The 18,715-nt window shown below is 70.8% G+C and carries 14 protein-coding genes and 1 tRNA gene; 7 read left to right on the top strand and 8 right to left on the bottom strand.

The window, feature by feature from the left end; all coding sequences use genetic code 11:
• Positions 1 to 56 precede the first annotated feature (56 nt).
• Complete coding sequence (locus KZ813_RS07420; RefSeq protein ID WP_219754342.1) at positions 57 to 1,055, bottom strand: LLM class flavin-dependent oxidoreductase; 999 nt, start codon at positions 1,053 to 1,055, stop codon at positions 57 to 59.
• A gap of 257 nt (positions 1,056 to 1,312) precedes the next feature.
• On the opposite strand from KZ813_RS07420, the gene KZ813_RS07415 reads away from it, so the two are divergent.
• From KZ813_RS07415 to KZ813_RS07405, 3 genes are all read left to right on the top strand, one after another.
• The gene (locus KZ813_RS07415) at positions 1,313 to 1,978 is read left to right on the top strand and encodes a pyrimidine 5'-nucleotidase (RefSeq protein ID WP_219754341.1); all 666 of its coding nucleotides are present in this window, start codon (positions 1,313 to 1,315) and stop codon (positions 1,976 to 1,978) included.
• Complete coding sequence (gene dapD / locus KZ813_RS07410) at positions 1,975 to 2,802, top strand: 2,3,4,5-tetrahydropyridine-2,6-dicarboxylate N-succinyltransferase (protein WP_219754340.1); 828 nt, start codon at positions 1,975 to 1,977, stop codon at positions 2,800 to 2,802. The genes KZ813_RS07415 and dapD overlap by 4 nt, the downstream gene beginning before the upstream one ends.
• Before the next feature lie 101 nt (positions 2,803 to 2,903).
• Positions 2,904 to 4,193 (top strand): carbohydrate porin, encoded by a 1,290-nt coding sequence (locus KZ813_RS07405; protein ID WP_219754339.1) that lies wholly within the window; start codon positions 2,904 to 2,906, stop codon positions 4,191 to 4,193.
• 64 nt (positions 4,194 to 4,257) lie between these two features.
• Here KZ813_RS07405 and KZ813_RS07400 read toward each other — a convergent pair whose 3' ends face one another.
• Positions 4,258 to 4,863 (bottom strand): CC0125/CC1285 family lipoprotein, encoded by a 606-nt coding sequence (locus KZ813_RS07400; RefSeq protein WP_219754338.1) that lies wholly within the window; start codon positions 4,861 to 4,863, stop codon positions 4,258 to 4,260.
• Between the two features lie 260 nt (positions 4,864 to 5,123).
• On the opposite strand from KZ813_RS07400, the gene KZ813_RS07395 reads away from it, so the two are divergent.
• The gene (locus KZ813_RS07395; protein WP_219754337.1) at positions 5,124 to 5,756 is read left to right on the top strand and encodes a nicotinamidase; all 633 of its coding nucleotides are present in this window, start codon (positions 5,124 to 5,126) and stop codon (positions 5,754 to 5,756) included.
• 7 nt (positions 5,757 to 5,763) lie between these two features.
• Here KZ813_RS07395 and KZ813_RS07390 read toward each other — a convergent pair whose 3' ends face one another.
• The 5 genes from KZ813_RS07390 to moaA all read right to left on the bottom strand — a co-directional run bounded on the left by KZ813_RS07390 (position 5,764) and on the right by moaA (position 12,812).
• Positions 5,764 to 7,311, bottom strand: a complete 1,548-nt coding sequence (locus KZ813_RS07390) for a tryptophan halogenase family protein (RefSeq protein WP_219754336.1) — start codon at positions 7,309 to 7,311, stop codon at positions 5,764 to 5,766.
• Between the two features lie 49 nt (positions 7,312 to 7,360).
• Positions 7,361 to 10,453, bottom strand: coding sequence for a TonB-dependent receptor (locus KZ813_RS07385; RefSeq protein ID WP_219754335.1), 3,093 nt, complete (start codon positions 10,451 to 10,453; stop codon positions 7,361 to 7,363).
• Between the two features lie 433 nt (positions 10,454 to 10,886).
• Positions 10,887 to 10,961, bottom strand: a tRNA-Asn gene (locus KZ813_RS07380).
• A 67-nt stretch (positions 10,962 to 11,028) separates the two neighbouring features.
• Positions 11,029 to 11,808 (bottom strand): NAD kinase, encoded by a 780-nt coding sequence (locus tag KZ813_RS07375; protein WP_219754334.1) that lies wholly within the window; start codon positions 11,806 to 11,808, stop codon positions 11,029 to 11,031.
• The gene (moaA, locus tag KZ813_RS07370; RefSeq protein WP_219754333.1) at positions 11,805 to 12,812 is read right to left on the bottom strand and encodes a GTP 3',8-cyclase MoaA; all 1,008 of its coding nucleotides are present in this window, start codon (positions 12,810 to 12,812) and stop codon (positions 11,805 to 11,807) included. Before moaA ends, KZ813_RS07375 begins: the two co-directional genes overlap by 4 nt.
• 87 nt (positions 12,813 to 12,899) lie before the next feature.
• Here moaA and KZ813_RS07365 point away from each other — a divergent pair, with 87 nt between their 5' ends.
• The 3 genes from KZ813_RS07365 to KZ813_RS07355 are packed head-to-tail and all read left to right on the top strand — an operon-like array spanning position 12,900 to position 14,964.
• The gene (locus tag KZ813_RS07365; protein WP_219754332.1) at positions 12,900 to 14,165 is read left to right on the top strand and encodes a GGDEF domain-containing phosphodiesterase; all 1,266 of its coding nucleotides are present in this window, start codon (positions 12,900 to 12,902) and stop codon (positions 14,163 to 14,165) included.
• Positions 14,162 to 14,557 (top strand): hypothetical protein, encoded by a 396-nt coding sequence (locus tag KZ813_RS07360; protein ID WP_219754331.1) that lies wholly within the window; start codon positions 14,162 to 14,164, stop codon positions 14,555 to 14,557. Before KZ813_RS07365 ends, KZ813_RS07360 begins: the two co-directional genes overlap by 4 nt.
• Positions 14,554 to 14,964: a YybH family protein gene (locus KZ813_RS07355; protein ID WP_258046532.1), complete on the top strand. Its 411-nt coding sequence runs from the start codon at positions 14,554 to 14,556 to the stop codon at positions 14,962 to 14,964. The genes KZ813_RS07360 and KZ813_RS07355 overlap by 4 nt, the downstream gene beginning before the upstream one ends.
• Positions 14,965 to 15,250: 286 nt before the next feature.
• Here the strand turns inward: KZ813_RS07355 and mfd are convergent, their stop codons facing one another.
• On the bottom strand, positions 15,251 to 18,706 hold the full coding sequence (gene mfd / locus KZ813_RS07350) for a transcription-repair coupling factor (RefSeq protein WP_219754330.1): 3,456 nt from the start codon (positions 18,704 to 18,706) through the stop codon (positions 15,251 to 15,253).
• Between the last annotated feature and the right edge of the window lie 9 nt (positions 18,707 to 18,715).

The following is an 18,715-nucleotide window of genomic DNA, read 5'->3' as shown; positions in this document are numbered from 1 at the left end:
GGTTAGCGGCGCGATGGCCGCGCGGCAAGGGCGCGCTTGGACCGTAAACCGCCGGATTATGCCGCCAGCTTGAGCTCCTGCATCGCGTCCGCCGCCAGCGCGATCGAGCGACGCCGCGCCTGATGGTCGTAGACCGCGCTCGTGATCATCAGCTCGTCCACGCCGGTGCGCGCGACGAAGGCGGCGATGCCGCGGGCGACCTCGTCGCGCGTGCCGATCGCGCTGGCCGACAGCGCGTGATCGAGGATGGCGGCGTGCTGAGGCGGCAGCGAGGCGCGGTAGCCCGGCACCGGCGGCTTCATGCGACCGGGATTGCCGGTGCGCAGCGCGACGAACTGCTGCTGCTGCGAGCTGGCGATCAGCTCCGCTTCGTCGCGCGTGTCGGCGGCGAAGACGTTGAAGCCCGCCATGGCATAGGGTCGCTCGAGCGTCGCGGACGGGCGGAAGTCGCGGCGGTAGATCGCCAGCGCCTGGTCGAGCGCGTCGGGCGCGAAATGCGAGGCGAAGGCGTAGGGCAGGCCCAGCATCGCGGCGAGCTGCGCGCCGAACAGGCTGGAGCCGAGGATCCACATCTGCGGCCTGGCGCCGGCGCCGGGGGTGGCGGTGATGCCAGTGCGGCCGTCATCGGCGAAATAGCTCTGCAGCTCGACGACGTCGCGCGGGAACTCGTTGGCGTCGCTGCTCAGGTTGCGGCGCAGCGCGTGCGCGACGCGCTGGTCCGAGCCGGGCGCGCGGCCGAGGCCGAGGTCGATGCGGCCAGGGAAGAGTGCGTCGAGCGTGCCGAACTGCTCGGCGATCTGCAGCGGCGCCGAGTTGGGCAGCATGATCCCGCCCGCGCCGACGCGGATGGTGCTGGTCGCCTGGCCGACGTGCGCGATCACCACCGCGGTCGCCGCCGAGGCGATGCCGGTCATGCCGTGATGCTCCGCGACCCAGTAGCGCTCGTAGCCGAGCGCCTCGGCGTGGCGCGCGAGGTCGGCGGCGTTGCGGAGCGACTCCGCGACCGAGCCGGACTCGGTGACGGGGACGAGATCGAGGAGGGAGTAGAGCGTCATGGGGAGAGAGGTGGGGAGGGCGGCTGTACTTTGCCAGACGAGCGTGGCTTGGCGCGGGCGAAGCGTGGCTTGGGCACGCGCGGCGCGGGGAGGGCAGCTCACCTTCACGGTGGGGGCTTGGTGGATGCGGCTCTGGCACCGCTTCATAGCGCGCCAAAAATCCCTCAGCCGTCATCCCGGACTTGGTCCGGGATTCACCGTACCGCATACGCGAGGCGCGTTGCTCGCGCGGAAGAGTGGCACTACAGCCCCGCGCCATGCTGCCAGCGCTCGCGCACATCCGTACCTGGATCTTCGATCTCGACAACACGCTCTATCCGGCCAGCGCCGACCTGTTCGCGCTGATCGACCGGCGGATGACCGCCTTCGTCGGCGAGCTGCTCGGGCTCGATCCGGTGGAGGCGCGGCGGGTGCAGAAGGACTATTTCCTCGGCCACGGCACCACGCTCGCGGGGCTGATGGCGCACCACGAGATCGATCCCGCGGCCTTCCTCGCCTATGTCCACGACATCGAGATGGACGCGCTGGAGGAGAACGCGCCGCTCGCCGCGGCGCTGGCGCGTCTGCCCGGGCGCAAGCTGGTCTTCACCAACGGCGACAGGCCCTATGCGCTCAAGGTGCTCGATCGGCTCGGCCTCGGCGCCAGCTTCGAGGCGGTGCACGACATCACCGCGATGAACCTGGTGCCCAAGCCCGCGCCCGCGGCCTATCAGGGGCTGTGCGACGCCTTCGGCATCGATCCCACGCGCGCCCTCTTCGTCGAGGACATGGCGCGCAACCTCAGACCCGCCAAGGCGATCGGCATGGCGACGGTGTGGGTCGACAACGGGTCCGAGCAGGACCACGACACCGACCGCTCCTACGTCGACTACCGCGTGACCGATCTCACCGCCTGGCTCGAGACCCTGTTGGAGGACCAATGACGACCGATCTCGCCGCCACCATCGACGCCGCCTGGGAGCAGCGCGCCGAGCTCGGCCTCACCACCGCGGGCGAGATCCGCGCGGCGGTCGATCGCGCGCTGGCGCTGCTCGACGCCGGCGAGGCGCGCGTCGCCGAGCCAGACGGGGCGGGCGGCTGGCGCGTCAACCAGTGGCTCAAGAAAGCGGTGCTGCTCAGCTTCCGCCTCAACGATAACGCGCTGATCGACAACGGTCCGGGTGCGGGCCATTGGTTCGACAAGGTACCGAGCAAATTCTCGGGCTGGAGCGAGGCCGAGTTCCGCGGCGCCGGCTTTCGCGCCGTGCCGGGCAGCGTGGTGCGGCGCGGCGCCTTCGTCGGCAAGGGTGCGATCCTGATGCCCAGCTTCGTCAACATCGGCGCTCACGTGGGCGAGGGGACGATGGTCGACACCTGGGCGACGGTCGGCAGCTGCGCGCAGATCGGGCGCAACGTCCATCTCTCGGGCGGGGCCGGGATCGGCGGCGTGCTCGAGCCGCTCCAGGCCGACCCCGTCATCATCGGCGACGGGGCTTTCATCGGCGCGCGCGCCGAGGTGGCGGAAGGCGTGCGCGTCGGCGAGGGCGCGGTGCTCTCGATGGGCGTCTATCTCGGAGCCTCCACCAAGATCGTCGACCGCGAGAGCGGCGAGGTTTTCCGCGGCGAGGTCCCGCCCTATGCCGTGGTGGTGCCGGGCTCGCTCGGCGGGGGGGACGGCAGGCCGGCGCTCTACTGCGCCGTGATCGTCAAGCGCGTCGACGCGCAGACCCGCAGCAAGACGAGCATCAACGACCTGCTGCGCGACTGACGCGCGTCTGACCCGGGCCGGGGAGACGCGGCGCCGCGGCCGCCCCCGACTGTCTCTTCCGTCCCATGATGGCTTCATCGAGGAAGCCGGGGACGCGGGTGATGGTCGGGAAGGGAGTGATGATCGCCGCCGCGGGCGTGCTCGGGCTGGGTGCGCCCGCGGTGGCGCAGCCCGCCGCGGCGGACGCCTCGCCGCACGCCGTCCGCGCACACTGTCGCCGCGTCGGTCCGGCGACGGCGCGCTGCCGCCGCGCGGTGACGGTGAGCGCACGTTACGTCTCTGAGACCGCCTATAACCCCGTCGGCGGGGCGCGCTCGCTGGTGCGCGAGGCGTCGCAGCTCGCCGCCGGCGCGACCGTCGACATGGAGCGGCTCGCCGGCGTGCGCGGCGGCATCGTCAAGACGACGCTGACGTGGCGTCGCGGTCGCAGCCTGGGCGTGGCCGCCGATCTAGGCCTGCTCCAGCAGGTGCAGGAGATCTACGGTCGCGGCAACGTCGTCCGGCTCACCCAGGCATGGTGGGAGCAGAAGCTGGGCGACGGCGTCGCGGTGAAGCTGGGGCGCAGCTACCCGGGCGAGGATTTCGCGGTCTTCTCCTGCGACTTCATGAACCTGGCTTTCTGCGCGGCGAGCCCGGGCGCGCTCGCCGGCGATTACTGGCACAATTGGCCGATCGGCCAGTGGGGCACACGGCTCCGTGTGGCGGCCGGGAAAGGCGGCTATGTCGCGGCCGGCGCCTATGAGATCAACCCGCGCAACCTCGACACCGATTTCACCCTCGCGCATCTGCACGGCGCGACCGGAGTGCTGGTGCCGGTCGAACTGGGCGCGGTGCGCGGTGGCGATGGCGAGAGGCTCGCCACGTACAAGGCCGGTGGCTGGTATGCCACCGGCGACAGCGATGACGTGCTGCTCGACGGTGACCGCCGCGCGCGCGCGCTCACCGGCGCCCCGCCGCTGCGCCGCCATGGGCACCACGGCGTCTATGTCTCGCTGCAGCAGCAGGTCTCGGGCACCGCGGCGGACGGCAAGGTGGTGTCGGGGCTGAGTCTGTTCTTCAAGGTGACCGAGATCGACCGCGCCACCGCGCGCAAGAGTAGCCAAGTGGCGCTGGGCGCCTTCTACGACGCACCGTTGCCGGGGCGGCTCGGCGACGCGATCGGGGTGGCGGTGGCGCGCACCGGCGTGAACCAGCGGCTCGCGCTCGACGAGTCGCGGCGCACCGCCATGCCCCCGCGCGACGCCGAATATAGCGGCGAGCTCTTCTACAACGCCCATTTCGCGCGCTGGCTCGACCTGCGGCCGAACCTGCAATGGATTCACCGTCCCGGCGGGGTGCGCTCGGCCGGAGACATCGGCGTGGTCGGGCTCAAGGCCGCGATGGCGTTCTGACCCGGAGAGAACGCGAAGGGCCGCGACCCGACCGGTCGCGGCCCTGATCGACCTCCAGTACGGATCAGGACGCCTTGGGGAGCCTGATCGACGGCCCGACCGTCTCGACCACCTGGCGCGCGTTGAAGGCGCGGACGTTGCCCGGCTCGGGCGAACCCTTGAACATCACGATCTCGGCTGAGGCCTCGTAGCGGTCGACGGTGCGGATGTCGGCGCCGCCGCCGAAGCCGCCCCACGGGCCACCCCAGAACGGGTCCCAGGCGCGATAACCGAAGCCGCGGCCGTAGAAGCCCCAGCGCGGCCCCCACAGGCCGCCGCCGAACGCGCCGAAGCCGGGACCGAATCCGCCGTAACCCGGCGTCGAATAGGTACGCGCCTGACGATCGGTGTCGCGATCGGCCATGACAAAATAGTCATAGCCGTTCTGCAGCGTCAGCTCGGCCGCGCGGAACAGCAGGTAGCGCTCCACCACGTCGCGATCGGTGACGGTGTTACCCGCGAAGGTCACGCGGAAGCGGTTCGGCTCGATGCGGGTGTCGCTGTAGCCGGTGCGATAGAAGCCCGATCCGGTCGCCGGGCGGTAGGCGGTCTCGGTCGCGCACGCCGCGACCAACGTGGTGCTGGCCGCCAGCGCCACGACGGCGGCAGTGCGGCCCCATTTCTTCAACATGGCGAGTCACTCCAATCGCACCAGGGCGGCACGACTGTCGTCGTGTAGCCGAGGCGAGTGGAACGTGCGATGAACGGAAACGCTCCGCCGTCAAGGGGGTGGCGCGATGTGTCGACCCCCTGCGGGGAGGCGGTGCGAGCATGCGGAGACGGGGTGCGATAGGATGCTGAGGCGGGGTGGCGTCGAGCGGACCCACGCCTATGCTGCGGGGCAGAAATAAGGATGGCCCGCTTCAGGGCGGAAGCGCGAAGGGGCGGACGATGGACGGCGACCACTACACCGCCGAGGACGCGCTGATCGTGGTCGATCCGCAGCTCGACTTCTGCCCCGGCGGCCGGCTCCCGGTGGCGGACGGCGACGCGGTGATGGCACCCATCGCCGCGCTCGCCCAGCGCTTCCGCCACGTCGTCGTCACGCAGGACTGGCATCCGGCCGGCCACTCGTCGTTCGCGAGTAGCCATCCCGGATCCGGTGCCTTCGACACGGTGCGCATGCCCTATGGCGAGCAGGTGCTGTGGCCCGATCATTGCGTCCAGGGCAGCGCGGGCGCCGACTTCCACCCCGACGTCGCGGGCGCGGTCGCGCGCGCCGGGCTGATCCTGCGCAAGGGCGCCGACCCCGCGGTCGACTCCTACTCGGCCTTCTACGAGAACGACCGCAGGACCGCGACGGGCCTCGCCGGCTACCTCCGCGACAGAGGCGTGCGGCGCTGCGTGCTCGTCGGCCTCGCCTATGATTTCTGCGTCGGCTGGTCGGCGCTGGACGCGCGCCGCGAGGGCTTCGCGGCCCGCGTGCTGACCCCTTATACGCGCGCGATCGCGATGCCATTGCCGGAGGGCAGCAGCGTCGACGTCGCCGAGGCCGCGCTGCACGCCGCCGGCGTGACCTTCTGAGCGCGGTTCAGGCCGCGGCGGCGCCGAAGCCGCGGTGCTGCGCGGCCTCGACCAACGCGCGGTGCGCCGGCAGGTTGGCGAGCGCGACGCCGACCTGCCGCCGCACCTCGCCGAAGGCGCGGCGCGCGTCCTCGCGGTAGCGCAGCGCGCCGGCGCGCGCGCTCAGGTCGGTGCGCCAGCCCATGCCGTAGAGGACGTATTGCCAGCTCGCCTCGGTGAAGATGTCGACCTGCGGGTCGATGTCGAGCTCGTTGGGCCAGCGATGGCGCCAGCGGTCGAGCAGCTCGAGCAGGCTGGCGGTGTTCGAGGTGTCGGCGACGTTGTCGCGCCAGAAGTCGGTGTCGCGCCGCTCCGACAGGCAATAGTGCAGCTTGATGAAGTCGAGCGCGCGCTCGTACCTTCGCAGCAGGTTGGCGTTGAACTGGCGCGCCGACGTCTCATAGTCGCCGCTCCACGGGAAGAGGTTGGCGATCATCGCCGCCGACACCTCGGCGAAGGCGATGCCGGTCGCCTCGAGCGGCTCGAAGAAGCCGCTCGACAGGCCGACCGCGACGCAGTTGCGCCGCCAGTTGACCTCGCGGAAGCCCGCCTCGAAGCGGAAGCGCCGCACCTCGGCCTGGTCGCCGTGCGGCCCGAGATAACGCCGCAGCGCGCGCTCCGCAGCGTCGTCGTCGCTGTGATCCGACGAGTAGACGTGGCCGATGCCGCGGCGCCGGTCGAGCCCGATGTCCCAGATCCAGCCCGCCTCCTGCGCGGTGGAGATGGTCTGCGACGCGATCGGCGCGTCCGCCGCGTCATAGGGCAGCTGCGCGGCGAGCGCGCGGTCGCAGAACAGCACGTCGCGGCACGAGCGGAACGGTACGCCCATCGCCCTGCCGATCAGCTCGGCACGAAAGCCGGTGCAGTCGACGTACAGGTCCGCGGTGAGCGCGCCGGCGCGCTCGGTCTCGACCCGCTCGATCGCGCCGCTCTCGTCGAGCGCCACCGCGGTGACGGTGTCGACGATATGGGCGACGCCGTTGGCGATCGCGCGCTCGCGCAGCAAACTGGCGAGCGCGACCGCGTCGAAGTGGAAGGCATAGTTGAGCGGGCCGACATAATCGGGGTGGGTCGGCAGCTTGGGCGCGCGCGCCGCGTCGGCGGCGGCCTTCTGCGGGGTGGAGACCTCGTCCCATTCGGCGTCACCCGCCGCGCCGCTGAGCCAATAAGGCAGCAGCTCGAGCCCGCCCGGCGCCTCGGCCACCTGGAACGGATGCATATAATGGTCGCGCCCCGGCGTGCCCGGCGCGCGCTGCCAGTGCACGAAGCGCGCGCCCTGCTTGAAGGTGGCGCCGCAGCGGCGCACCAGCTCGGCCTCGTCGACCCCGATCGTGGCGAGCGTGCGCCTGATCGTCGGGAAGGTGCCCTCGCCGACGCCGAGCACGCCGATGTCCTTGGACTCGACCAAGGTGATCGCCACGCCGTCGGCGAGGTCCGCGCCGAGCCGCTTGGCGAGATAGCCCGCGGTGAGCCACCCCGCGGTGCCGCCTCCGACGATCAGCACGCGCTTCCTCATGCCCGTCCTCCCGCTGCCCCGCCGCCGACCGGCGGGGCAGCGCATCCTATCAGAACGACAGGTTGATGCCCGTGCTGATGCGACGGTCCGACTGGAACCAGCTGCGACCGACGAGCCGCCCGTTGGGGTAGCCGCCCATCAGCGTCCGCTGGGTCGAGGCGGTGAGGTTGGTGCCCTGCACGCCGAAGGAGAAATTGTCGGTCACCTTGAAGCGGACGCCGGCGTCGAGCGACCCGTAATTGCCGCCGTAGATCGGCAGCGCGATCTGCGTGCTGGTGTTGGCGCCACCGTCCAGGTCGGTCAGCACGCCGGGGGCGCTATAGTAATTGTACGTGCCATTCGTGCCGTTGCTGTTGGTCGACAGCAGGTAACGCGAGCGCCACGAGTAAGCGACGCGCAGCGAGAAGGGGTTGCGCTCGTAGAGCAGGGTGGCGTTGGCATTGTGCTTCGAGAGGCCGACCAGCGGCGCGTCGTTGCGGATCGCGCCGCGAATGTCGCGATACAGGTCTCCGGGGTTGCTGCTGTCGATGAAGGTGTAATTGCCCTCGAAGCCGAAGCCGCTGAGGAAGCCGGGCAGCATGTCGAGGAAGAAGCGGCCACCGACCTCGACGCCCTTCACCGTCGCCGCCTTGCTGGAGTTAATATAGTCCGACGCGGTCGCGGTGGCGGTCTCGGTCGAGCCGTCGGTGAACACGAGGTTCACCTGTCGTTCGGTGACCGAGAAGATCGGAAGGTTCTTGATGCGCTTGAAGAACGGCGCGACGTGGAAGGACGTGCCGGCGCGCGCGTAATATTCCACGGAGATGTCGAAATTGTTCGACAGCGTCGGCTTGAGCAGCGGGTTGCCCGTGTCCGCGGTGAAGTTGGCGAAGACCGGGGTGAGCCCGGTACCACCCGGGTTGGGGATGGTGGCGATACCGACCGAGCCCGAGGAACGCAGCGCGTTGAAGCTCGGCAGGTCGAGCGTCACGTTGTAGCTGCCGCGCAGCTTCACCTTGGCACTAGGCGAGAACTCGAGGTTGATCGAGGGCAGGAAGCGCGTGAACTCGGCCTCGCCGCCGCGCGGCACGAAGGTGTTCGCCAGCGTCTGCAGCGTTCCGTTCCGCAGGTAGGGAGTCCCGCCGTTCTGCTGGACGTAACCGCTGCCCTGGTTGCGGATGTTGACGACGCGCAGGCCGATGTTGCCCGCGATGCCGGGCATGTTGTCCTGCGGCCCGAAGCGGAGCAGCGCGTACCCCGCGATGTTGCGCGTGCGGTTGTCGACCTGATCGCCCGGCAGCACGAAGCCGACCGGGCGGATGCCCGCGGCGCCGCCATAGCCGCTGCCCACCGGCAGCGGGCCGGAGGCCGAGCAGTTGAACTCGGTGCCAGCGGGGCAGAAGCCGGCCGGCGGCGACTGGACCAGCCCGGTGCGATCGCGATTGTAGCGCGACGCCAGCGCCTGGGTCGCGAACATCAGGTTGCCGGGCAGAGCGGTGTTGCCGCGGAAGAAATCGTCGAACGTATGGACCGCGACGTCGCCCGGCACGGCGTTGGCATAGGTGAGCTGCGGGTCGCCGTTCCAGCCGCGGCCCAGCGCGGTCCAGTTGTAGCCGTTGGCGAAGTCGCGCTCCTTGCGCTCCGCCGCGCGGGCGCCCAGCTTGACCGAGCGGAAGAAGCTGTCGTCGAACGTATATTCGGCGTCGACCTGGGCGCTGTCGAGCCGGCCCTTGTTGTTCTCATTGTGCGGCATCGACGCCGACCAGAAATAGTTCGACGGGTCGGCGAAGGCGGCGCGGGTGTCGGCGCCGACGCTGATCAGCGGCAGGTCGCCGGTCAGGTCGATGCCGTAGCTGTTGCCGAAGCCGACGTCGCGGAAGATATCGATTCGGTCGTAGACCTGATGCGAGTCGACCCGCTGGATCGCGCCCTTGATCGAGAACGGGCCGCCGTCGGGCGCGTAGGCGAACGACAGCGAGTAGTCGCGAGTCACCGTGTTGCTCTGGACGAAGCCCTTGTTGCCGCTGCTGGTGATCGCGGCGTTGGTCGGCGCGAACGTGTCGGTGTTGCGGTTGTACAGCGCGTCGGTGGAGAGCAGCAGACCATCGCTGTCGAAGGTGCTCGTGGCGGGATTGACCGTTAGCGTCTGCGAGTCGAGCTGGGTGCCATAGTCGCTCGACTGGCTCTTGTAGCGCGACTGGAAGAAGGTGCCGGTGAAGGTCAGTGAGTCGCTCGGCGCCCATTGCACCGCGCCGTAGATGCCGTAGCGGCGGTATTGGAACGCCTCGTCGCCGTAGGCGAAGCCGCTCGGCACGTACTTCTCGCTGCCGTCGCTCAGCTTCGTCAGGAAATAGGGGCTGGTGCGGAGGAACTGCGACAGCGAGCTGAACTGGCTGAAGGCGAGGTCGGCGAGCACGCCGATCCGGCCGATGCCCGTGTCGAAGCTCTTGGTGACGAGGAACGAGCCGGTCGGGTCGGCCTTGTTGGCCATGTCGCCCAGCGCCAGCTCGCCCGTGCCGGCGACGTGGAAGCCGCCGTCGAAGTCGAACGGCAGCTTGGTGCGCAGGTCGATCTGGCCGCCGGTGCCGCCCTCGATCAGGTCGGCGGTGGAGGCCTTGTAGACGTCGACCGCCGCCATCAGCTCGGGCGTGACGTCGCTCCACAGGATGGCGCGGCCGTTGTTGGCGCTGAAGATCTCGCGGCCGTTGAGGCGCGAGGCGACGCCGGTGAGGCCGCGCACCTGCACGCCCGAGCCCTGGACCGAATAGTGATCCGGGTCGCCGAGCGCGGCGAAGCGCACGATCGACACGCCCGAGACGCGCTGGAGCACCTCGGTGATCGAATTGTCGGGCAGTTTGCCGGCGTCGTCGGCGACGACCGAGTCGATGATGGTCTCGCTGCGGCGCTTGCGGTCGTCGGCGGCCTGGAGCGCGGCACGGCGGCCGGTGACGACAACGTCGCCGGGGTCGCTGGCGCCGGACTCACCCTGGTCCTGGCCGGGGGCGGCGGCCTGGCTGGCGTCGGGAGCGATCGGCTGGACCTCGGCCTGCGCCCAGGCGGTGCCGCTCAGCCCCAGCGCGAGCAGCGCGGCGAGCGAGGCGCCGGCGCGGAGCGACCGCCGGTGAACGTTAACAACACGTGCAAGTCGAAGCCGGTCTTCCATCATCCCCCCTAATCCCGCCGCGTCGCACGGCGAGGCTTCAATGGTGCGCTTTGATGAGCGCTACCACGCGGCTTGTAACCCCCGCCGCTTGTCCGATCAATGTGAAACTTCCGACACTTGTAAGCGTGACCAAGTGTAACCGTTTTCAACGGAAGCTAAACGGACGCTACGTCAGTCAAGATTGCGGACCTTGGGGGCCAAAGCGCCGACTAAACGCTTGACTTGCCTTGCCGCTTGACCCGGGAGAGCGGCTGATCGATCGAGCTTACGACGGGTCGCGCCACACGTGCCGAAGCTGGACATGCTGCCATTCATCAAAACCTGGCAAGTGGCTGGTAGCGTTACCTATCACGGGTACGGCACGCCTTGCCGGGCACAGCAGACCACGTGCCCGAGCCATTGGACATGGGCGCTTGCTCAGTGATGTGGAAAGTGGCTCCCCGAGTTGGATTCGAACCAACGGCCGCTCGATTAACAGTCGAGAGCTCTACCGCTGAGCTATCGGGGAACGCTGTGGAGGGCGTCTATAGCCGGGGTTTCGCGCGGCGCAATACCCTTTCGCGCCACGCGCGCGATCAGGCGACGAACTGCTCCATCGCGATCCGATCGTCGAGCGCGTGCTCGGGATCGAAGAGCAAGGTCAGCTCGCGCGCGCGGTCCATCGCGATGTCGACCTGGGTCACGTCGCGCACCTCGCGCTGGTCCGCCACCGCCGAGACGGGGCGCTTGTTCGAGTCGAGCACGCGCAGCGACACGCGCGTCCGGTCGGGCAGGATCGCGCCGCGCCAGCGTCGCGGCCGGAAGGCGCTGATCGGCGTCAGCGCCAGCATCTGCGAGCCGAGCGGGAGGATCGGCCCGTGCGCGGACAGGTTGTACGCGGTCGAGCCGGCCGGCGTGGCGACCAGCACGCCGTCGCACGACAGCTCGTCGATCACGATACGGTCGTTGATCTTCACCTCGACCTTGGCGGTCTGGCGCGTCTCGCGCAGCAGCGACACCTCGTTGATCGCGGGAAGCGTGTGGACGCGCCCATCCACGCCGGTGGCCGTGGCGGTCAGCGGCGTGACCTGGAAGGCGCGGGCGCGCTCGATCCGGCCGTCGAGGTCGTGGCGGCGCCACTCGTTCATCAGGAAGCCGACCGTGCCCAGGTTCATCCCGAACACCGGGACGATCGCGCGGCGCCGTTCCAGCAGATTGTGCAGCGTCTGGAGCATGAAGCCGTCGCCGCCGAGCGCGACCACCATGTCGGCCTCGTCGAGCGCGCACCAGTCCCAGGTGTCGGCCAGCTCGGCGCGCGCGGCCTGCGCCGGGGCGGTGGGCGAGGCGACCAGCGCCCGCCGCGGGTAGCGGCTCATCCGCCGGTGACGCTCATGTGCCGCGCCACCGCCGGGGCGGCGTCGCGCGCGATGCGGAAATCGTGGCGGCGCGGCTTGGTCAGCAGCGCGTCCTCGATCGCGGCATCCAGCGCGCCCACGCCGCCGGCGCGCAGCGCCGCGCGCAGGTCGCGCTGATCGTCGTGGCCGAGGCAGGTGTACAGCCTGCCCTCGGTGGTCAGCCGCACGCGGTTGCAGCCGTCGCAGAAATTAGCGGTGAGCGGCGAGATCAGCCCCAGCCGGGTGCCGCCGCCGTCGACCCGCCAGTAGCGCGCCGGCCCACCGGTCACCGCCGCGTCGCGGGTCAGCGCGAACTCGCGGTCGAGCCGCTCCTTCACGTCGGTGAGCGGCAGGAAGCGGTCGGCGCGATCCTCGTCGATCGCGCCGAGCGGCATCGTCTCGATCAGCGTGAGGTCATGGCCCTCGGCGACGCACCAGCGCAGCATCGGCGCGATATCGTCCTCGTTGAGGCCCTTGAGCGCGACCATGTTGATCTTGACCGCGAGGCCGGCCTCGCGCGCGGCGGCGATGCCGTCGAGCACCTCGGCGACGTCACCGTGGCGGGTGATGTAGCGGAAGCGCTCGGGGTCGAGCGTGTCGAGGCTGACGTTGACTCGGCGCACCCCGGCATCGACCAAATCGGCGGCGTAGCGGCGCAGCCGCGTGCCGTTGGTCGTCATCGTCAGCTCGTCCAGCGCGGTGCCGATATGGCGGCCGAGCCGCTCGACCAGCATCATCACGTCGCGCCGCACCAGCGGCTCGCCGCCCGACAGGCGGATCTTGCGCACGCCGCGCGCGACGAAACGCTCGGCGATGATCGCCAGCTCCTCGAGCGAGGCGATCTGGTCGCGCGGCAGGAAGGTCATGTGCTCCGCCATGCAATAGCGGCAGCGCAGGTCGCAGCGGTCGGTGACCGACACTCGGAGATAACGGATGGCGCGGCCGAACGAGTCGACGAGGGGCGCGGGCGCGCGGTCTAGGTCCATGACTGGCACAACGCAGAGAGCTAGGGAGTCGTTCACGGCAGAGCAAGATGATTGCCGCGCGCCGCGCCCGCGCCTACCAAGCGCGGGATGGAGCGGCGGTCACGGGCGATGCAGCGGGGCGGGCGGCGCCCGGGGGAGAGCGCGGCCAGCGCCGAGCAGCTGCGCCTCGTCGAGGCCCATGCGGCGCGCGGCGTCACCGCGATCGTCGCCGCGCCGACCAGCTTCGAGATCGTCAACACCGCCTACGGCCGCGCGGCCGGCGACCAGCTGGTCGAGGCGATGGCGGAGCGGCTCGCCGCCGAGCTCGCCGGGTACGAGATGGCGGCGGTGCGCGGCGGCGCGACCTTCACGATCGTCGTCGCGGGGGACGCCGCGACCGGCGACGCCGCGGTCAGCCGGATCGAGCGCGCGCTGGAGCAGCCGTTCGCGATCGAGGGCGAGACGATCCATGTCGGCGCGCGCATCGGCGTGGCGCGGATGACCGAGGACGAGCCCGCCGAGCATCTGCTGCGCCGCGCCGCAGAGGCGCTCGCGCGCGCCCGCGCCAGCGACGGCGCGACGACGCGGGTCGCCGCCGAGCACGAGGGCGTGCCGCTCGCCGCGCTCGCCGCCGACCTGCACCGCGCGATCGAGCGCGGCGAGATCGACGTGCGCTTTCAGCCGCAGGTGCGGCTCGCCGACGGCGCGGTCACCGGGGTGGAGGCGCTGGCGCGCTGGCAGCACCCGCGGCTGGGCGTGCTCGGCGCGGAGACGCTGCTCGCCGCGGCGCATCGCGCCGACCTGGGCGTGGCGCTGTCGGACCAGGTGCAGGCGCTGGCGCTCGAGCGCGCCGCGCGCTGGCCGGCGCGGATGGGGGGGCTGCGGATCGCGGTCAACGTCACCGCCGCCGACATGGCGCGCGCGCCCTTCGTCGAGCGCTTCCTCGCGCGGGTGCGCGCCTCGGGCGTGGGGTTCGAGCGAGTCACCGCCGAGGTGACCGAGACCGGACTGATCGACGACCTCGACGGCGCCGCCGTCTCGCTCACCGCGCTGCGCGCGGCGGGCTGCCGCGTCGCGCTCGACGATTTCGGTACCGGCTATTCCAGCCTGTCCTATCTCACGCGGCTGCCGCTCGACTATCTCAAGATCGACCGTAGCCTGGTACAGACCATCACCGGCGACGCGCGCGACCGCGTCGTCGTCGAGGGCGTGATCGCGATCGCGGCGGGGCTCGGGCTGGAGACGGTGGCGGAAGGGGTGGAGAGCGAGGACGAGCGCGCGCTGTTGGCGCAGCGGGGATGCACCTTCTACCAGGGCTTCCTCTGGGCCGGGCCGCTCGACGACGCGGCACTGCAGGCGCGGCTCGCGGCGTGACCGACCCGCGCGACCTCGGCGGCACCTGGTACGGGCGCTACGAGGGTGCGGACGGCGTGCAGTCGAACCAGTTCATCGCGCGGCTGAGCGAGCGCGATGGCGCGCTGAGCGGCACGATCAGCGAGCCCGACGACCTCGGGCTGGAGCCGGTCCGCCGCGCGCTGGTGAGCGGGCGGCGCGACGGCGCGGGGGTCGCCTTCGTGAAACAATATGACGGCGAGGTGCTGGTGCACGCCGTCGATTATCGCGGCACCGTCGACCCGCGCGGGACGGAGGTGCGCGGCGACTGGTCGTTCGCCGATTACGCCGGCAGCTTCGCGATGACGCGCGAGCGGTTCGACGCGGACGAACTGGCCGAGGCGGTCGGCGACGAGGCGGAGGTGGCACGATGAGCGCGACGATGTTGGTCTGGGCGGCGGCGGTCGCGGCGGCGACGCCGCAGGCGCAGGTCGAGGCGGTGATGGCGGACAGCGCCGCCGGCTGGAACGCGGGCGACCTCGCGCGCTTCACCGCGATCTACGCGCCCGACGCGGTCTATGTCGCGGGCGGCGAGGTGGCGCGCGGCAAGGACGCGATCGCGGCGCGCTACGCCAAGAGCTTCGTCGGCGGCGGCAACGTGCGGGGGCGGCTGAGCTTCACGCCGGTGATGTGGCGGCCGCTGAGCGCGGTCCACCTGCTCCACGTCGCGCGCTGGACGCTGACACCGACGGACGGCGCCGCGCCGCAGACCGGGCTGACGACGCTGCTGTTCGAGCGGCGCAGGGAGGGGTGGCGCATCATCTCGGATCACAGCAGCTGACGGGGCAGCGGCCGGGGAGGTGAGGTGTCTCGTCACCCGATGGCTTTTCCACCTAAGCCCCGACCTCCGCCGGGGAACGACGACGGGGAGGGGGGCGCGGCTCATCGACGCGGCTGGATGGTCGAACGACGCACCCCCGCCAACCTGCCACCCCGGCGGAGGCCGGGGTCCAGTCGGGTGACGGCCGAGGAACTCACCATGGCCTCTCCACCTGGACCCCGGCCTTCGCCGGGGTGGCACGCAGAGATCTGGAGAGACTCACCGGCGTGCGACACTCCGCCGCCGCTCACGCGGCCGCCTTGGCGAGCCCCTTCGACAATTGCAGTGCGCCGTGCAGCCGCGCCTTGGGATCCCCCCAGGCGCGCGTCAGCGCCAGCTTGCTGTCGGGCCGCAGCTTCGCCACGCCGCCCAGCCGGTCGACATAGGCGAGCAGCCCCGGCACGTTGGGCGGCCTGTCGTCGTGGAAGGTGACCAGCGCGCCCTTGGGCCCCACGTCCAGCTTGGCCACGCACGCCGTGCGCGCGTTGAGCTTGATCTCCATCACCTTGACCAGATTGTCGGTCGCTTCGGGCAGCGCGCCGAAGCGGTCGATCATCTCGGCGGCGAAGCTCTCCAGCCCGCCCACCTCGTCGATCTCGTTGAGTCGACGGTACAGGCCCATGCGCAGGTCGAGGTCGGGCACATACTCCTCCGGGATCAGGATCGGCGCGTCGACGCTGATCTGCGGCGAGAAGTCGCGCTGGCGCTCGCGAATGCCGCCGGCCTTGGCCTCCATGATCGCCTCCTCCAGCATCGACTGGTAGAGCTCGTAGCCGACCTCCTTGATATGCCCCGACTGCTCGTCGCCGAGCAGGTTTCCCGCGCCGCGGATGTCAAGGTCGTGGCTGGCGAGCTGGAAGCCCGCGCCGAGCGAGTCGAGGTCGCTCAGCACCTTGAGGCGCTTCTCGGCGGCGTCGGTCATCTGCCGCTCGGGCGGCGCGACCATATAGGCATAGGCGCGCGTCTTGGAGCGGCCGACGCGCCCGCGCAGCTGGTAGAGCTGTGCCAGCCCGAAGCGGTCGGCGCGGTTGACGATGATCGTGTTCGCCGACGGGATGTCGATCCCGCTCTCGATGATCGTCGTCGAGACCAGCACCTCGAACTTCTTGTCGTAGAAGGCGCTCATCCGCTCCTCCACCTCGCTCGGCGCCATCTGGCCGTGCGCGACGACGTAGCGGATCTCGGGCACCTCCCGGCGCAGATAGTCCTCGATGTCGGGCAGGTCGGCGACGCGGGGCGTGACGAGGAAGCTCTGGCCACCGCGATAATGTTCGCGCAGCAGCGCCTCGCGCAGCACCACCGGGTCCCACGGCATGACATAGGTGCGCACCGCGAGCCGGTCGACCGGCGGGGTCTGGATCACTGACAGCTCGCGCAGCCCGCTCATCGCCATCTGCAGCGTGCGCGGGATCGGCGTGGCGGTGAGCGTGAGCATGTGCACGTCCGCGCGCAGCGTCTTGAGCCGCTCCTTGTGGGTCACGCCGAAGCGCTGCTCCTCATCGACGATGACGAGCCCGAGCCGCTTGAAGTCGATTGTCTTGGCGAGCAGCGCATGGGTGCCGATCACGATGTCGATCGCCCCGCTCGCCAGCCCGTCCTTGACGCGCTTCGCCTCGGCGGCGGGGACGAGCCGCGAGAGGCGCCCGATCTCGATCGGGAAGCCCTCGAAACGTGAGGTAAAGTTGTTGTAATGCTGGCGCGCCAGCAGCGTCGTCGGGCAGACCACCGCGACCTGCATCCCCGCCATCGCGGCGACGAAGGCGGCGCGCAGCGCGATCTCGGTCTTGCCGAAGCCGACGTCGCCGACGATCAGCCGGTCCATCGGCTTGCCCGCGGACAGATCGGCCAGCACCTCCTCGATCGCGCGATCCTGGTCGTCGGTCTCGGTATAGGGAAAGCGGTCGACGAAGGCGGGATAGCCGGCGCTGTCGGGCTCGGCGACCTCGCCCGGGCGCAGCGCGCGCTCCGCCGCTACCGCGATCAGCTCGCCCGCGATCTCGCGGATTCGCTCCTTCATCCGCGACTTGCGCCGCTGCCACGCCTCGCCGCCGAGCCGGTCGAGCGCGGCGCCTTCCTCGGACGAGCCGTAGCGCGACAGCACCTCGAGGTTCTCGACCGGGATGTAGAGCTTGTCGCCGCCGGCATATTCGAGCGCGACGCAGTCGTGCGGCGCGCGCGCCACCGGCACCTGGGTCAGCCCGACGTAGCGCCCGATGCCGTGGTCGCTGTGGACGACGAGATCGCCCGGCGACAGCGTCGCCAGCTCGGCGAGGAACGCGTCGGCCGACTTGCGGCGCTTGGCGCGGCGCACCAGCCGGTCGCCGAGCATGTCCTGCTCGGTGAGCACCGCGACGTCGGGCGCGGTGAAGCCGTGGTCGAGCCCGACCACCGCCATCGCCACGCCGCGGTCGGCGGCGCCGAGCGACTCCTGCCACGTCTCGGTCAGCCGCGCGCCGGTGAGGCCATGGTCCTCGAGCAGCGAGCGCAGCCGCTCGCGCGCGCCGACCGAGTAGCTGGCGAGCACCGGCTTGCGCCCGTCGCGGCGCAGCTTGGCGACATGCGCCACCACCGCCTCGTAGACGTTCGCCTGCGCCGCACGCTCCGGCGCGAAGTCGCGCGGCCCGTCGACCTGGAAGTCGAGCACATTGGCGGACTCGGGCTCGTGGAAGGCGGTGGCGAGATGCGCCGGCATCGCCGCCACCTCGCGCGCCCATTCGTCGGCGTCGAGGTAGAGCGTCTTGGCGGGCAGCGCGCGATAGCTGCCCGGCTCGGCCGCCTCGGCGCGCTTGCGGTTCTCATAATAGTCCGCGATCGAGTCGAGCCGGCTCTCGGCCGCGGCGGGTGTGCCGCTGTCGCGCACCACCACCGCGTCGGCGCCGAGATGGTCCCAGACCGTCGCCAGTTTCTCCTCGAACAGCGGCAGCCAATGCTCCATCCCCGCGAGGCGGCGCCCCTCGCTCACCGCCTGGTAGAGCGGGTCGCCGGTCGCGGTGGCGCCGAAGGTCTCGCGGTAGCGCGCGCGGAAGCGCTTGACGCTGTCGTCGTCGAGCAGGGCCTCGGAGGCGGGGAGCAGCACGAAGCCGTCGAGCCGACCGGTGGTGCGCTGGTCGGCCGGGTCGAAGCTGCGCACGCTCTCGATCTCGTCGCCGAAGAAGTCGAGCCGCAGCGCCTGCTCCTCGCCGCTGGGGAAGAGATCGACGATGCCGCCGCGCACCGCATATTCACCCTGGTCGTGGACGGTGTCGGTGCGGACATAGCCGTTGGCCTGGAGCAGCGCCGCGAGCCGGTCGCGGTCGATCCGCGCGCCGGGCTTCAGCTCGGCCACGAGCTGGCGCAGGCGGAACGGCGTGAGCGTGCGCTGGGTGAGCGCGTTGACCGTGGTGAGCACCAGCTGCGGGGCGCGCGGCTTCTGCTGGAGGCGATGGAGCGCGCCGATCCGCTCCGCCATCACCCGCAGCGTCGGTGAGGCGCGGTCGTAGGGGAGACAGTCCCAGGCGGGGAGCTGAACGATCTCGAGCTCGGGCGCGAAGAAGGGCGCGGTGGCGGCGAGCCCCCGCATCTGTGCCTCATCGGCCGCGACGAACACCGCGCGCAGCGGCGCCGCACGCGCGAGATCGGCGAGCAGCGCGGGCAGGAAGCCGGCGGGCACGCCCGCGAGCGTCAGCGGGGTGGTGGCACGGAGGATCTTGCTGAGGTCGGGCATTCGGGTCCT

The organism is Sphingomonas folli (genome assembly GCF_019429525.1).
Lineage (GTDB): Bacteria > Pseudomonadota > Alphaproteobacteria > Sphingomonadales > Sphingomonadaceae > Sphingomonas > Sphingomonas folii.
Note: the sequence above shows the minus strand (reverse complement) of the source record. Positions and strands in the feature narration are given on the sequence as shown.

Excerpts from the sequence above, each read along its gene's own strand:
- moaA (WP_219754333.1), bottom strand. The coding sequence starts at position 12,812 with ATGGACCTAGACCGCGCGCCCGCGCCCCTCGTCGACTCGTTCGGCCGC.
- KZ813_RS07355 (WP_258046532.1), top strand. The coding sequence starts at position 14,554 with ATGAGCGCGACGATGTTGGTCTGGGCGGCGGCGGTCGCGGCGGCGACG.
- KZ813_RS07400 (WP_219754338.1), bottom strand. The coding sequence starts at position 4,863 with ATGTTGAAGAAATGGGGCCGCACTGCCGCCGTCGTGGCGCTGGCGGCC.
- KZ813_RS07415 (WP_219754341.1), top strand. The coding sequence starts at position 1,313 with ATGCTGCCAGCGCTCGCGCACATCCGTACCTGGATCTTCGATCTCGAC.
- KZ813_RS07395 (WP_219754337.1), top strand. The coding sequence starts at position 5,124 with ATGGACGGCGACCACTACACCGCCGAGGACGCGCTGATCGTGGTCGAT.
- KZ813_RS07365 (WP_219754332.1), top strand. The coding sequence starts at position 12,900 with ATGGAGCGGCGGTCACGGGCGATGCAGCGGGGCGGGCGGCGCCCGGGG.
- KZ813_RS07385 (WP_219754335.1), bottom strand. The coding sequence starts at position 10,453 with ATGGAAGACCGGCTTCGACTTGCACGTGTTGTTAACGTTCACCGGCGG.
- KZ813_RS07405 (WP_219754339.1), top strand. The coding sequence starts at position 2,904 with ATGGTCGGGAAGGGAGTGATGATCGCCGCCGCGGGCGTGCTCGGGCTG.
- KZ813_RS07420 (WP_219754342.1), bottom strand. The coding sequence starts at position 1,055 with ATGACGCTCTACTCCCTCCTCGATCTCGTCCCCGTCACCGAGTCCGGC.
- dapD (WP_219754340.1), top strand. The coding sequence starts at position 1,975 with ATGACGACCGATCTCGCCGCCACCATCGACGCCGCCTGGGAGCAGCGC.
- KZ813_RS07375 (WP_219754334.1), bottom strand. The coding sequence starts at position 11,808 with ATGAGCCGCTACCCGCGGCGGGCGCTGGTCGCCTCGCCCACCGCCCCG.
- mfd (WP_219754330.1), bottom strand. The coding sequence starts at position 18,706 with ATGCCCGACCTCAGCAAGATCCTCCGTGCCACCACCCCGCTGACGCTC.
- KZ813_RS07390 (WP_219754336.1), bottom strand. The coding sequence starts at position 7,311 with ATGAGGAAGCGCGTGCTGATCGTCGGAGGCGGCACCGCGGGGTGGCTC.